General features: G+C 36.3%; 11 protein-coding genes and 2 tRNA genes. 11 read left to right on the top strand and 2 right to left on the bottom strand.

Translation table 11 applies throughout. The features are described from left to right. Positions 1 to 504: 504 nt before the first annotated feature. From ACFIK4_RS00095 to mazG, 7 genes are all read left to right on the top strand, one after another. Positions 505 to 2,823: an NADP-dependent malic enzyme gene (locus tag ACFIK4_RS00095; RefSeq protein ID WP_375611563.1), complete on the top strand. Its 2,319-nt coding sequence runs from the start codon at positions 505 to 507 to the stop codon at positions 2,821 to 2,823. A gap of 189 nt (positions 2,824 to 3,012) precedes the next feature. Further along, complete coding sequence (locus ACFIK4_RS00090) at positions 3,013 to 3,297, top strand: acyl carrier protein (RefSeq protein ID WP_005773457.1); 285 nt, start codon at positions 3,013 to 3,015, stop codon at positions 3,295 to 3,297. A 10-nt stretch (positions 3,298 to 3,307) separates the two neighbouring features. Next, the gene (locus ACFIK4_RS00085) at positions 3,308 to 4,483 is read left to right on the top strand and encodes a beta-ketoacyl-ACP synthase (RefSeq protein ID WP_375674473.1); all 1,176 of its coding nucleotides are present in this window, start codon (positions 3,308 to 3,310) and stop codon (positions 4,481 to 4,483) included. Between the two features lie 15 nt (positions 4,484 to 4,498). Further along, positions 4,499 to 5,773: a beta-ketoacyl-ACP synthase gene (locus tag ACFIK4_RS00080; protein ID WP_375674471.1), complete on the top strand. Its 1,275-nt coding sequence runs from the start codon at positions 4,499 to 4,501 to the stop codon at positions 5,771 to 5,773. 57 nt (positions 5,774 to 5,830) lie between these two features. After that, positions 5,831 to 6,859 carry a zinc-binding dehydrogenase gene (locus ACFIK4_RS00075; RefSeq protein WP_375633158.1) on the top strand — a complete coding sequence of 343 codons (1,029 nt, stop codon included), beginning with the start codon at positions 5,831 to 5,833 and terminating at the stop codon, positions 6,857 to 6,859. A 6-nt stretch (positions 6,860 to 6,865) separates the two neighbouring features. Then, positions 6,866 to 7,795 carry a lipid A biosynthesis lauroyl acyltransferase gene (locus ACFIK4_RS00070; RefSeq protein ID WP_375611589.1) on the top strand — a complete coding sequence of 310 codons (930 nt, stop codon included), beginning with the start codon at positions 6,866 to 6,868 and terminating at the stop codon, positions 7,793 to 7,795. A 33-nt stretch (positions 7,796 to 7,828) separates the two neighbouring features. Further along, the gene (mazG, locus tag ACFIK4_RS00065; RefSeq protein ID WP_375621309.1) at positions 7,829 to 8,644 is read left to right on the top strand and encodes a nucleoside triphosphate pyrophosphohydrolase; all 816 of its coding nucleotides are present in this window, start codon (positions 7,829 to 7,831) and stop codon (positions 8,642 to 8,644) included. Between the two features lie 70 nt (positions 8,645 to 8,714). On the opposite strand, the gene ACFIK4_RS00060 is transcribed toward mazG, so the two are convergent. Continuing rightward, a complete protein-coding gene (locus ACFIK4_RS00060; RefSeq protein ID WP_375674469.1) occupies positions 8,715 to 9,080 on the bottom strand; it encodes an iron-sulfur cluster assembly accessory protein in 366 nt (121 codons plus the stop codon). Positions 9,081 to 9,685: 605 nt separating this feature from the next. Between ACFIK4_RS00060 and ACFIK4_RS00055 the strand changes: the two genes are divergently transcribed. Continuing rightward, positions 9,686 to 9,762, top strand: a tRNA-Pro gene (locus ACFIK4_RS00055). A gap of 251 nt (positions 9,763 to 10,013) precedes the next feature. On the opposite strand, the gene ACFIK4_RS00050 is transcribed toward ACFIK4_RS00055, so the two are convergent. Then, positions 10,014 to 10,481 (bottom strand): Hsp20 family protein, encoded by a 468-nt coding sequence (locus tag ACFIK4_RS00050; protein WP_375613075.1) that lies wholly within the window; start codon positions 10,479 to 10,481, stop codon positions 10,014 to 10,016. Between the two features lie 258 nt (positions 10,482 to 10,739). Here ACFIK4_RS00050 and ACFIK4_RS00045 point away from each other — a divergent pair, with 258 nt between their 5' ends. The 3 genes from ACFIK4_RS00045 (at position 10,740) to ACFIK4_RS00035 (ending at position 13,035) form a co-directional block, all read left to right on the top strand. Next, positions 10,740 to 11,657, top strand: coding sequence for a serine aminopeptidase domain-containing protein (locus tag ACFIK4_RS00045; RefSeq protein ID WP_375674466.1), 918 nt, complete (start codon positions 10,740 to 10,742; stop codon positions 11,655 to 11,657). Between the two features lie 843 nt (positions 11,658 to 12,500). Further along, positions 12,501 to 12,863, top strand: a complete 363-nt coding sequence (gene cpdR, locus ACFIK4_RS00040) for a cell cycle two-component system response regulator CpdR (RefSeq protein ID WP_005773448.1) — start codon at positions 12,501 to 12,503, stop codon at positions 12,861 to 12,863. Positions 12,864 to 12,960: 97 nt separating this feature from the next. Continuing rightward, a tRNA-Val gene (locus tag ACFIK4_RS00035) sits at positions 12,961 to 13,035 on the top strand. The last annotated feature ends 155 nt before the right edge of the window (positions 13,036 to 13,190 follow it).

Genomic DNA, 13,190 nt, shown 5'->3' with positions numbered 1-13,190 from the left:
TATAAAGTTTGCATTATTAAGAGTTCAATTGAATAATAAACAAAACAACTCCCATTTTTAAAGTTCCAATTTCCTTTTAAATAGCTGCAAAAATAATTTATAAATTGCAAATTGTTATTTAAAATTTCTTCTACCTCCCTATAGAAATTTAAATAAAGAAGATGAAGTTAATAGAAAACACTCTTCTTTTCTTTCCTTAAGTTGTAAGCATTGCAAAAAAAATAATGGCTTGGTAATGTAATTATTAGTAATATTTTATTCGTTTGTAGACTAATCAATTTTTACGCGTTTTATTAAGGAAAGAAAAAACTAATCGTGCTTCTATCAATGAAATTATTCATGCACACAAACAAAAAGAATCATCAAACTGGTTTTACGATCCAGAAGAGTTTTCTCATACTCATGCATTTTGATATTCAGAGAAATGAGGATCTATTAGTGGACAAAACCTTATCGTAGATGGAACATCTCATATACACATACGCTAACTTGGATATCATAAAAATGTCTAGAGAACGAAATAGTGATTTCAGTTCACCAAAAGCTGAACTTGACAGTGCCGCACTTTTTTATCACCAGTACCCTAAACCTGGAAAATTGGAAATACAAGCAACAAAACCTCTTGATAACCAACGTGATTTAGCTCTTGCTTATTCTCCAGGTGTTGCTGCACCATGTCTTGCAATTCATGAAGATCCTAATCTTGCTGCTCAATATACCTCCCGTTCTAATTTAGTCGCTGTTATATCCAATGGAACTGCTGTTCTTGGTTTAGGAAATATTGGCCCTCTTGCTTCAAAGCCAGTTATGGAAGGTAAAGCCGTTTTATTCAAAAAATTTGCGAATATTGATGTCTTTGATATTGAAATTGATGCATCCGATATAGAACAAATGGTACAAACGGTATCGACTTTAGAACCTACATTTGGTGGTATTAATCTTGAAGACATTAAGGCTCCTGAATGTTTTGACATCGAAGAAAAGCTTCGTGCTAAAATGAAAATTCCAGTTTTTCATGATGACCAACATGGAACTGCCATTATTGTTTCTGCGGCTGTATTAAATGCCTTAAATCTTTCAGGAAAAAAAATTGAAAATGCAAAAATAGTTACCTCAGGTGCAGGTGCTGCTGCCCTCGCTTGCCTTAATCTTTTGGTTCGTCTTGGGGCAAAAGTTGAAAATATTTGGCTTAGTGACTTAGAGGGAGTTGTTTATGAAGGTCGCAAGACCCTTATGGATCGTTGGAAAATCAATTACGCACAAAAAACGGACGCACGAACTTTATCTGATATTATTGATGATGCGGATATTTTTCTAGGCCTATCTGCAGGTGGTGTTTTAAAGCCTGAATATCTTAAAAGAATGGCTCAAAATCCACTCATTTTAGCACTGGCTAATCCAGTACCAGAAATTATGCCTGAAGAAGCACGCTCTATACGACCAGATGCAATGATCTGCACAGGACGCTCTGATTATCCCAATCAAGTTAATAATGTCCTTTGTTTTCCCTATATCTTCCGTGGTGCATTAGACGTAGGTGCTAGTGCAATTAATGAAGAAATGAAAATGGCCGCTGTTCATGCGATTGCTGCCCTTGCACGTGAAGAAACTTCAGATGTTGTAGCACGTGCATACTCAAAAGAACCACCCAATTTTGGACCAGACTATCTAATCCCCTCTCCTTTTGATCCGCGTTTAATACTGCGTATTGCCCCCGCTGTTGCTAAAGCAGCAATGACAACTGGTGTTGCCATTCGTCCCATTGAAGATATGGAGGCCTACTATGATATCCTCAATCGATTTGTCTTTCTTTCTGGTTTAACAATGAAACCTGTTTTTGCTGCAGCAAAAACAGCAAAACGTAAACGCGTCATCTATGCCAATGGTGAAGATGAACGCGTCCTTCGTGCGGCACAAGTTGTCATTGAAGAACAAACAGCAACGCCCCTCCTTATCGGCCGTCCACATGTCGTAGAAGCAAGATTAAAACGCTTTGGTTTAAGAATTCGTCCCGGTATAGATTTTGAATTAACAAACCCTGAAGATGATCCACGTTTTCGTGATTATGTTAATTTATTTTTTCATTATACAGGAAGGCGTGGTGTTACGCCTGAAATGGCAAAAACAGTAGTGAGAACATCAACAACGGCTATTGCTGCCCTTGCCGTTATGCGTGAAGAAGCAGATGCAATGATTTGCGGCTTAGAAGGACGCTTTGAACGTCAACTTGAATTGATTGAACAAATTATCGGTCTTGATCCTCATGTTCACCGTTTTTCTGCTATGAGTTTGCTTATCTCTCAACAACGTACTCTTTTCCTTACAGATACTTACGTCAATGAAAATCCTTCTGCAGAAGAAATCGCTGAAATGACTGTGTTGGCAGCTCAAGAAGTTGAAGCATTTGGAATAACACCAAAAGCAGCCTTATTATCACACTCAAACTTTGGTTCTAAAAACACAGAAAGTGCGCGTAAAATGCGACGTGCAACAGAAATTCTTGCCAAATTACACCCTGATTTAGAAGCAGATGGTGAAATGCATGCTGATGCTGCCCTTTCCAAAGTTTTTCGTGATCGTGTTTTTCCTAATTCTCGTCTTAAAAGTGAAGCTAATTTGCTTGTCTTTCCAACACTTGATTCAGCCAATATCACGCTCAACACTGTTAAAAGCCTCACAAATGCACTCCATGTTGGTCCTATTCTAATCGGGGCAGCACGTCCCGCCCATATCTTAACACCTTCAGTAACTTCCCGGGGAGTTGTTAATATAACAGCCCTTGCTGTCCTTGCTGCCAATAGAAAAAATAGTCTCGTAAAATAAATGCGTAATAAAATTTCAAAGTTTTTTAAATATTGAGATATAGTATTTCATGTACTGTAAACCTCTTTTCTCTATAGATAAAGACAGCTATATTCTGGATTAAGTCTTTTTTTTAAAGAGAAAAAAGGCTAGAAGAACAATATTAAATGTATTTTGAATTTACTAACTCTATAATAAGGAATCCGTACATTGCCTTCCACGTTTGATAAAGTTGCTGATATCATTGCAGAAATCAGTGAAATTGATCGCAATACAATTACACCTGAGAGTCATACAATTGACGATTTAGGAATCGACAGTCTTGATTTTCTTGATATTGTTTTCGCTATTGATAAAGCTTTTGGAATAAAAGTCCCTCTAGAACAATGGACACAAGAAGTCAACGAAGGTACCGTTGCAACAGAAGAATACTTTGTTCTTAAAAACCTTTGTGCAAAAATTGATGATCTCGTTGCCTTAAAACAGGCGGAGTAGTTTTTTCGCCATGCATGATCAATCTGTATTCATCACTGGTATAGGTCTCATAAGCTCTCTGGGGGAAGGAACTGATCAACATTGGAATCTCTTAAATGATCCAATCCGTACACCAAACCTAGATTATACAACTTTTTCACCTTACACGGTTCATAAATTGCCCGAAATTGATTGGAGTTTACAAATTCCTAAAAAAAGTGATCAACGGCAAATGGGAACATGGCAGCGTCTTGGTACCTATGCGGCTGGTCTTGCTCTTGATGATGCTGGCATGAAAAATAATGAACAACTCACTTCAACAATGGATATGATCGTAGCGGCAAGTGGGGGAGAACGTGATATTACTGTTGATACACAGATTCTTTCTAAAGCGCGCGCAGTTGCCGATCATGCTTCTATGTTAAATGTTGCTCTTTCAACTGAACTTCGTCCAACATTATTTTTGGCACAACTTTCAAACCTTTTGGCAGGAAACATTTCAATTGTTCATAAAGTCACTGGATCATCTCGTACATTTATGGGAGAAGAAGGCAGTGGTCTTTCTGCACTTCAAATTGCTGTAGCTCGTATTAAATCAGGTCAAAGTACCCATGCTCTTGTAGGAAGTTCCTATAATGCACAAAGTTATGATATGTTGTTGGCGCATGAGCTTGGTGGTCTTTTAACCCATAATGGATGGAGCCCAGTGTGGGATCGTGGAATCTATCCAGGCGGCGGTGTCATAGCAGGTTCTGGTGGGATCTTCCTAGTTATTGAAAGTGGAGAACATGCCAAAAAACGCAACGCACGTGCTTATGCTGAAATTAGCCAAATTATTACAGACCAAACAGATAGAACCAAAATTCCACTTAGAGATTCAATTGCAACAATGTTAAAAACTGCGGGCGCTAAATCTGCCTTAGCCATTTCAGCAGCCTCAGGAGCTCACGAAGCAACAAAAGCAGAACAAAATGCTCTTGATAATGCTGATCTATTTTACCGTGGCATTACAACATTATTTGGTTATATGCGGGAAGCACAATTTCCTCTAGCTCTAGCTCTTGCAGCACTTTCAATTGAAAAAAAACGCGGTTTTCCAGTGTTAAGTCCTCATGAAAAACCTTTTTCTAAAGAAGTACGTGAAATATTTGTTACAACGATTGGTATAAAAAGAGCTGAAGGTATTGTGCGTCTTACTGCTGTTTGAAGGGGAATTTCTATAGTGAAATATCATGATCATTTTGGGCGTCCACTTGTAGCAATAACTGGTGCAGGCATTGTCACATCACTGGGACAAGGGAAACATGAAAATTGGCAAAAATTAACTAGCGGTGTAAGTGGTATCCACAAAATAACACGTTTTCCCGTTGAGGGATTAAATACATATATTGCTGGAACAATTGATTTTCTTAAAGAAAGTACACTTGGTGCTTCAGCTCTCTCTGAGAAGCTTGCACATCTTTCTGCTGAAGAAGCTTTAGAACAAGCTACTATTGATAAAAAAAAATTTAATGGACCACTCTTTCTAGCTGCTCCTCCTGTTGAACTTGAATGGAAAGCACGTTTTAGTCTTGATCAAGAGGAAGAATTCAATAATGAGCCTTCTTATGCACATCTTCTTAAAGTCTGTAAGGATAAACTCCATGAGACGCTTTTTGAATCCACACAATTTGGTGCAATTGCAGAAAAACTTCAAAAAACATTTGGCACAAAAGGACTTCCTGTTACACTTTCCACTGCCTGTGCATCTGGTGCAACAGCAATTCAATTAGGTGTTGAGTCTATTAGACGGAGAGAGACAAATAGAGCTCTCATAATTGCGACAGATGGATCAGTTTCAGCAGAATCTCTTATTCGTTTTTCGCTACTATCTGCTCTTTCAACTCAGAATGAGCCTCCAGAAAAAGCAGCAAAACCCTTTAGCCGTGATCGAGATGGTTTTGTTATGGCAGAAGGCTCAGGCGCTCTTGTTCTTGAATCTCTTCAAAGCGCATTAAACCGTAATGCTACAGTTTTAGGAATTTTAGCTGGCTGTGGAGAAACCGCCGATGACTTTCACCGTACACGTTCAAAACCCGATGCATCACCAGCAATTGAATCCGTTCGCAAAGCTTTAGACGATGCAAAAATAACCATCAATGAAATTGACTATATTAATGCCCACGGAACTTCAACACCTGAAAATGAGAAAATGGAATATCTTGCATTATCAACAGTATTCGGTGATCTTTTAGAGCATATTCCTGTCTCTTCTAATAAATCAATGATTGGGCATACATTAACTGCTGCTGGTGCAATAGAAGCGGTTTTTTCGCTTTTAACCATTCAATCGGGAATACTTCCACCGACAATAAATTATGATAATCCTGACCCTACTATCCCTTTAGATGTTGTTCCTCATCATAGCCGTAAGTCCTGTGTCAATGCGGTTTTGTCAAACTCATTTGGATTTGGTGGTCAAAATATGAGTCTTGTTATCACTGCATATAAAGGATAATCCTTTAATAATAAAATTTTATAACGCTAACCAATAATATATTTAAGGGGGATGATAATGCGTGCACTGAAACTCTTCGATGATCGTCGGCTTGAAATCACCAATATTTCCCCGCCATCTTCACCTAGTATAGGTGAAGTAACTGTGCGGATAAAAGCCGTTGCTCTTAATCATATTGATGTATGGGGATGGCGTGGCATGGCTTTTGCGAAAAGAAAAATGCCACTCATCATTGGTGCAGAAGCCTCTGGTGAGGTTATACAAATAGGAGATGGCGTTGAACATCTCCAACTTGGACAGATTGTCTCAATTTATGGTGCACAAACCTGCGGAGTATGCCAAGCTTGTCATGAAGGACGGGATAATCTTTGCAGTAATGTAAAGGGAGTCTATGGTTTTCACCTTGATGGATTTGCGTGTGAGCTTGTCAATTTGCCAGCACGTTTATTAGTTCCATCACCTCCCCAATGTGATGAATTGCAAGCAGCAGTTGCTCCAATTACTTTTGGTACCGTAGAACATATGCTTTTCGATAACGCAAAACTACAAGCAGGAGAAACAATCCTGGTACAGGCTGGTGGCTCAGGTATTGGTTCTGCAGCCATTCAACTTGCAAAACACATGGGCTGTACAGTTATCACAACTGTAGGTTCAGATGAAAAAATTGCAAAAGCGCACTCTCTTGGGGCAGATCATGTGATTAATTATCGTAAAGATCGTTTTGAAGGTGTAGTGCGTAAATTAACCCAAAAAAAAGGTGTTGACGTTGTTTTTGAGCATGTTGGTGTCGATACATGGAACGGTTCTCTGTTATGTATGAAAAAAGGAGCACGCTTAGTGACTTGCGGTTCTACCTCTGGTGTTTCAGCACCAATAAATCTCATGCAATTATTCCAGCAACAGCTTAAAATATTCGGTTCATTTGGCTGCCGTATGGAAAATATGAAAAATGCCATGCAAAAAATGGCACAAAAAGCCGTACACCCTGTCATTGATACAATTGTTGGGCTGGATGAAATTGATACAGCTTTAAAACGAATGGAGAGTCGTGATGTTTTTGGTAAAATTATCCTTAAAATCGATTAAATCATGATGAAGCTTTCTCTTAAAAATCTCATATATCGTATTAAAATTATAGCTAAAAAAATATCCTACTTGTTATGGGCATATCTGCTCTTTGGTTCTTTATTTATTCTAAAATGTTTTCCAGCCAAAATGGGAATTTCTTTTTTTGCTTGGTTAGCAAAAAAAATTGGTCCCCTTGTACATCGTCATCAAATCACACTCGCAAACCTTAGGAGTGCATATCCAGAAAAAACAGAGCAAGAACTCCGTGCGATTGCAATAGAAATGTGGGAAAATATAGGACGTTTCCTAGCTGAATATATTTTTCTTGATAAAATTTTTGATTTTGATCCTCATGCAGACGAGCCAGGTTTCATTGAGGTTAAAGGCACTGAAATATTTGAGCGATTAAAAAATGAAAAAAAACCACATATTTTTTTCACCGCACATACTGGAAATTTTGAACTTCTGCCTATTTGTGCACAAAGTTTTGATCTTAATGTTACGGTATTATTTAGACCACCCAATAATCCCTATGTTGCCAAACGAATCCTTAAAGCACGACAAACTTCTATGGGACACCTTGTTCCCTCCAAGGCCGGAGCAGCATGGGCATTAGCAGCCAAATTAGAAGAAGGTGAAAATGTTGGTATGCTCGTTGATCAAAAATTTCGCCGCGGTATCATGGGAACATTTTTTAACAGACCTCTTAAAACAAACCCCTTAATTATAAAACTTGCTCGACAATATGACTGTGATATTTATCCAGCACGTTGTATTCGTTTGCCTAGTGGACGTCATCGTTTAGAGTTATATGAACATGTAGAACTTCCACGTGATGAAAAAAATGATATCGATATAGCTGCTTCTACGCAAAAATTAAATGATATTGTTGAATCTTGGGTCCGTGAATATCCTGGACAATGGATGTGGTTACATAGACGTTGGGACATCTAACATAAGCTCTATTGCTTACAAAGGAAGTGCAAAATGTTAGCCTCAAAAGATATCAAAGATCTCACTGCAATTATCACTGCATTACGAAACTCTGATAATGGTTGTATCTGGCATAAAAAACAAACTTTTGAATCCCTCATACCCTATATGCTCGAAGAAGTTTACGAAGTCATCGATGCCATTGAACGAAAGAATCGAAAGGATCTCTGTGAAGAACTTGGGGATCTTCTTTTACAAGTTGCCTATCATGCTACCATAGCACAAGAAGAAGGCAGCTTTACTTTTGAAGATGTTGTTTATGCAATCACGGAAAAAATGATTCGACGCCATCCTCATGTTTTTGGAAATGCCGAGCAAAAAAAACGAGGATTTATAAAAGAGGAGTGGGAATATATAAAAAAAAGAGAACAGGTTGAACAAAAAAGAATGTGCGAAGAAAAAAACAACAATTCCTCCATAAGCATACTCGCAACAGTAAAACAAATCCAGCCAGCAAACCAAGAGGCACTTGCTTTACAAGAAACAGCAGCTAAAGTAGGTTTTGATTGGCAAAAAAGTGATAAAGTTTTTGAAAAAATAGAAGAAGAACTGGAAGAGCTCAAAGAAGCCATCAAAAATAAACAAAACTCAGAGATAGAAGCAGAGTTTGGAGATCTCTACTTTATACTTCTTAATCTCGCGCGCCACTTAGCGATTGATTCACAAAAAGCATTAAAAAAAACGAATATAAAATTTCGAAATCGTTTCGCCTATATTGAAGAAAAGCTATCCACTCAATCTAAAACACTCACTGACGCATCCTTGAATGAAATGGAAGCACTTTGGAAGCAAGCTAAAAATGAACGATAAAAAATAGTAGATTTCTTCTACCTAAAAGAACAAGCCCCTCTAAAATTACTAAATTATAATTTAGCTCAGCTCAATTTGTTTTATATTGATCCTGCGTAGCAGGACGAAGTTCCACCGATTCGCCACACCCGCATGCTGAAACTTGATTAGGGTTTTTAAAGATAAAACCAGACTGAAGCGTTGTCACTTCATAATCCATCTGCGTCCCTAATAAAAATAATACCGCATCATGTGCTACAAAAACACGGGCACCATTCACTTCAACAACATCCGCATCTATCCCCTTTTCTTTGACAAGAGTAATTGTATACTCCATCCCTGCACAACCACCTTTTTTGATACCAACAAGAATACCCTGTGCATCTTTTGCATCCATAATCGCTTTAACACGATCCACTGCTGCTTGCGTCAAATTTATTACCGAAAAACGGCTCATCCTTTACTCTTTTCTTAGTTCAATAGACACTTTGAAAGTTTTTCCTCTATAATATTTTATCTGATATTTTAGAAAAAAAACAACAAAACATAAATTAAAGCATTCTGATCTTGTTTATTTGGATAAAAATACATACCCGTAAAATGAGATTTGTGATTATACAATCCAGAACTTACAATTTTTTATCCATATAAAATGAAAATACCTCGTCTATAAAACTCTAAAAAACGAAAACTTTTCAAAACCATACATTCACTCCTCTTCTTTTGAAAATCTTTATCTTTTTAGAAAAGTAACGATTAGGTAAGAAAAAAATATACCTTCAGCACTCATTTGCTCCAATTCATACCTCTACACCAATCTTACCCCCCTCCTCACAATCTCAAAAGTAATTAAATGCATACATCTATTAACTATAGAGCTAAAAATTTAATGATCACAAAGAATTTTACAAATTCGTTATTTATCTTGAATTAACAACAAAATATTGATGTCCAAAATTTTTACTTTCAAAAGCTCTAAGTGCAAGAGCATTTTAGATTTTATTCTGTTTATTTTTTCTCTTGCCTTTAAAGAAACAGTCATTTAATCGTTTTACACGAACTCGGAGCGTAGCGCAGCTTGGTAGCGCACTTGACTGGGGGTCAAGGGGTCGTGGGTTCAAATCCCGCCGCTCCGACCATTTTTAAAATGCTATAAATAAGCTTACTTAAAAAGTGAATCATTATGCATTTCAATTGCACACACATGAACTTTTTCTTCAACGTAGAATAATGTGCAATGATATTTTATCATAAATTCGAGATAAGCTTTTTTATTAAAATGCGCTTCGTTCTTAGGAAAACACATACGAAACGCGAGACCTTTTGCCTCGCGTTTTTTATTTTTCAGAAAAATTTATAATTATCCGATCTCATATTTTCTAAATTTTCTTTACACGATAACGTCGCTGTTATCATTTTTTGTAATGGATGGTGACATCTGTACGGTTATCTTTTTGGGTTTTAATTCAGCTGGCATTTCCCTTTTAAGCTGAATATGAAGAAGCCCATCTCCAAGTTCTGCCCCAATAACCTTAACATGATCAGCCAAATGAAAACGCCGTTCAAAAGCACGCGAAGCAATACCTCGATAAAGGAATTCTCGCTCTTCATCATCATTTTTAGACTTTCTGTCTCCCTTAACGATCAGCTGGTTACAATGCGTTTCAATATCAATTTCATCTTGAGAAAAACCAGCAACAGCCATAGAAATTCTATAAGAATCTTCAGTTAAACGCTCGATATTATAAGGGGGATAAGAAGAAACTTCGTCTGGTTGTGTTCTAGAATCAAACCAGTTAAAAAGATGATCAAAACCTACTGTAGAACGATAAAATGGTGAAAAATCTACTTGACGCATAATATTGCCCTCCTCTAGAGCGACTATAATTTATAACTAATTCACAAAGTTCCCACATGGCAAACTTACTTGTGAACCTGCGGCCCCATCATGGCAACCGCACTATATTATCTAGTAATCGTTTTTCTTTATTTCAACTCTTTGGGACCTAAATTGATAAAAACTATCTAAAAAGCAATATACCCCTTTTTAAATCCTTTTTCTTCATTACATAAATGTCAAAGCACTAAGCAGCAAATACACTGTAAAGGATTTCAATTGGAAACACCTCTTTATCCCATAGACTGGGGGGCCACTCCTCTTAATGTCCATCATGGTACTCTTAAAATAGCAATAGATCATGAAATTCGTTTTGCTATAACATATCCTGAGGTGGAAAAATCTAAGGGAACAATTGTTATTCTCAAAAGCTACGCAAATGCTTTAGAAAAATATTTTTTATTAATAAATGAAATTTCTAAACGCGGTTTTCATACAGCAATATTTGACTGCTTTGATCAAGAAAAAACATCCCTCAAGATAAGAAAACAAAACAGACATCATTATTTTGATATAAATAACGATATTAATGACTTATATAAATTTCTTAAAAATATTGTTTATCCTAATTGTCCGCCACCTTACTCTATGCTTGCCTACGGCATAGGTGGATTGATAGCACTTAGCGGATTAGATCTCATTAATCATCAGTTTAATAGATTGCTCTGTGTTTCTCCCCTTTTTGCTCCATTCGGCAATAAAACAAATGGTTTTCAACATAAATTAACACAATTTCTTTCTGATATAGGTCTTGGCTTTATACCAGCGAAAGATGGTAAAAAATTAAACAAAACAAAACAAAAAAATATACAATTGGGACACATACATAAAGTGCCGCTCTCTTCCATTAAGCCCCCAACATCCCAATGGATAGCATCAGTATTTAATGCGATTGATTCTGTGAAGAGAAATGTACTTCATGGAGATTTACGAATCCCAACACTCTTTATTCTTGCCAATCAAAACAATATTGCAAACAACATTGAAGTGCAGCAATTATGCCAACACACACGTCTGACAGAAAGTATTACTATTACAGGCGCTGAACTGGATACAATTATGGTTAACGAAGATTATAAAAAGCAATTTTGGGCTGCATTTGATGCATTTATTCCCGATAATGTATCTGTAAAATAACACTAAACCTTAATTTCCGCTCCGCCCTATCAAAAAAGAAATTTTCTACGAGCATTGGATCTACAAACACTTTTTAATATAATGGATTTTACTTTCCAACCACTCATATGATTCGTTTTCTAGCCTCTACAGACAAGCCATGACCTAAATATTCACCACGCATTCTAATAAAAAAACTAATATACAAAGTATATCATTACATTAAACAATATTATTTTATATCATAAAAAATAACTTAATAAAAAACTATTTATATAAATAAAAATAATAAATCTATCTTAATATAACATGATACATATTTATAAATAAAGCATCAAAATACTATTTTTGATCTGTTATTAAGTGATAATTTAATATTATATCTAGGAAAACAATATTTTTCATCTATTTAAGGAAAAAAACTGGAAATAAAGCGCATTTATAATATTTATTACAAATCTCTATAAAAACAAATAACTATAAAATTTCTATTTCTTAGGAGAACTTTTTAAAAACAATAAATTAACATAATATTCTTTTAATTTCTCGATATAGGAAGTCCCTACAATAACGGTTTTCATAAGTTTTTTAATGGAATTCTGATAATAATCAGTAACTTTAAAAGAAAAGATAGTAATGAATCATCTTAGTAGTTTTAGAGAACCCCTTCTTTTTTCAAAATCACATATATTTCGAATTTAACCAACTCACAACGAATATGCTGTATTTTGAATCAGAATGTAAGAATTAACCATTTTGCCATTCATTTCAATTATGAGCATTTTACCATCTTTTTTATAAATACTCTATATTGTATAATTGATGCGGCAAAACTCTGACAAATGGAGCCATTGGAATATAATCATGAAACGAATCCTGCTCGCAGAAGATGATAACGATATGCGTCGCTTTCTCGTAAAAGCCCTAGAACGTGCAGGCTACGAAGTCGCCGATTTCGATAATGGTATTAGCGCATATGAACGTTTACAAGAAGAGCCATTTTCCCTTCTCCTGACTGATATTGTGATGCCAGAGATGGATGGAATCGAACTCGCACGACGTGCTACTGAGATTGACCCTGATTTACGAGTAATGTTCATTACGGGTTTTGCAGCGGTAGCACTCAATTCAAATAGTGATGCCCCTCCTGATGCAAAGGTTCTCTCTAAGCCATTTCACTTACGTGAACTCGTCAATGAGGTTGAAAAGATCCTTATCGCTGCTTAAAAAGTATTTTTTAAAGTTATTTGCATCTGTTGAAAGAGAAAATAAAATTAGGCATTGACGTTTGGCATTCTATATGGTGTATGCAACATCAATGAATGGGCGTGTAGCTCAGCGGGAGAGCACTACGTTGACATCGTAGGGGTCACAGGTTCAATCCCTGTCACGCCCACCATTGCATTTTATATCAACAATAATTTATTGATTTTACATATGTTTTTTTAAGTGAGGGATACCTTAATAAAGTTAAGGGAATAGGATTTTCTAACATTTGTCTACAACAGTAGCATTTTCTTTTCTTTGCGCTTCGCTAATCATCTCTAATAATGT

The organism is Bartonella sp. AP9QHHD (genome assembly GCF_042195625.1).
Lineage (GTDB): Bacteria > Pseudomonadota > Alphaproteobacteria > Rhizobiales > Rhizobiaceae > Bartonella.
This window is presented reverse-complemented; position numbering and strand designations above follow the sequence as displayed.

Excerpts from the sequence above, each read along its gene's own strand:
- ACFIK4_RS00095 (WP_375611563.1), top strand. The coding sequence starts at position 505 with ATGTCTAGAGAACGAAATAGTGATTTCAGTTCACCAAAAGCTGAACTT.
- ACFIK4_RS00085 (WP_375674473.1), top strand. The coding sequence starts at position 3,308 with ATGCATGATCAATCTGTATTCATCACTGGTATAGGTCTCATAAGCTCT.
- ACFIK4_RS00075 (WP_375633158.1), top strand. The coding sequence starts at position 5,831 with ATGCGTGCACTGAAACTCTTCGATGATCGTCGGCTTGAAATCACCAAT.
- ACFIK4_RS00070 (WP_375611589.1), top strand. The coding sequence starts at position 6,866 with ATGAAGCTTTCTCTTAAAAATCTCATATATCGTATTAAAATTATAGCT.
- mazG (WP_375621309.1), top strand. The coding sequence starts at position 7,829 with ATGTTAGCCTCAAAAGATATCAAAGATCTCACTGCAATTATCACTGCA.
- ACFIK4_RS00060 (WP_375674469.1), bottom strand. The coding sequence starts at position 9,080 with ATGAGCCGTTTTTCGGTAATAAATTTGACGCAAGCAGCAGTGGATCGT.
- ACFIK4_RS00050 (WP_375613075.1), bottom strand. The coding sequence starts at position 10,481 with ATGCGTCAAGTAGATTTTTCACCATTTTATCGTTCTACAGTAGGTTTT.
- cpdR (WP_005773448.1), top strand. The coding sequence starts at position 12,501 with ATGAAACGAATCCTGCTCGCAGAAGATGATAACGATATGCGTCGCTTT.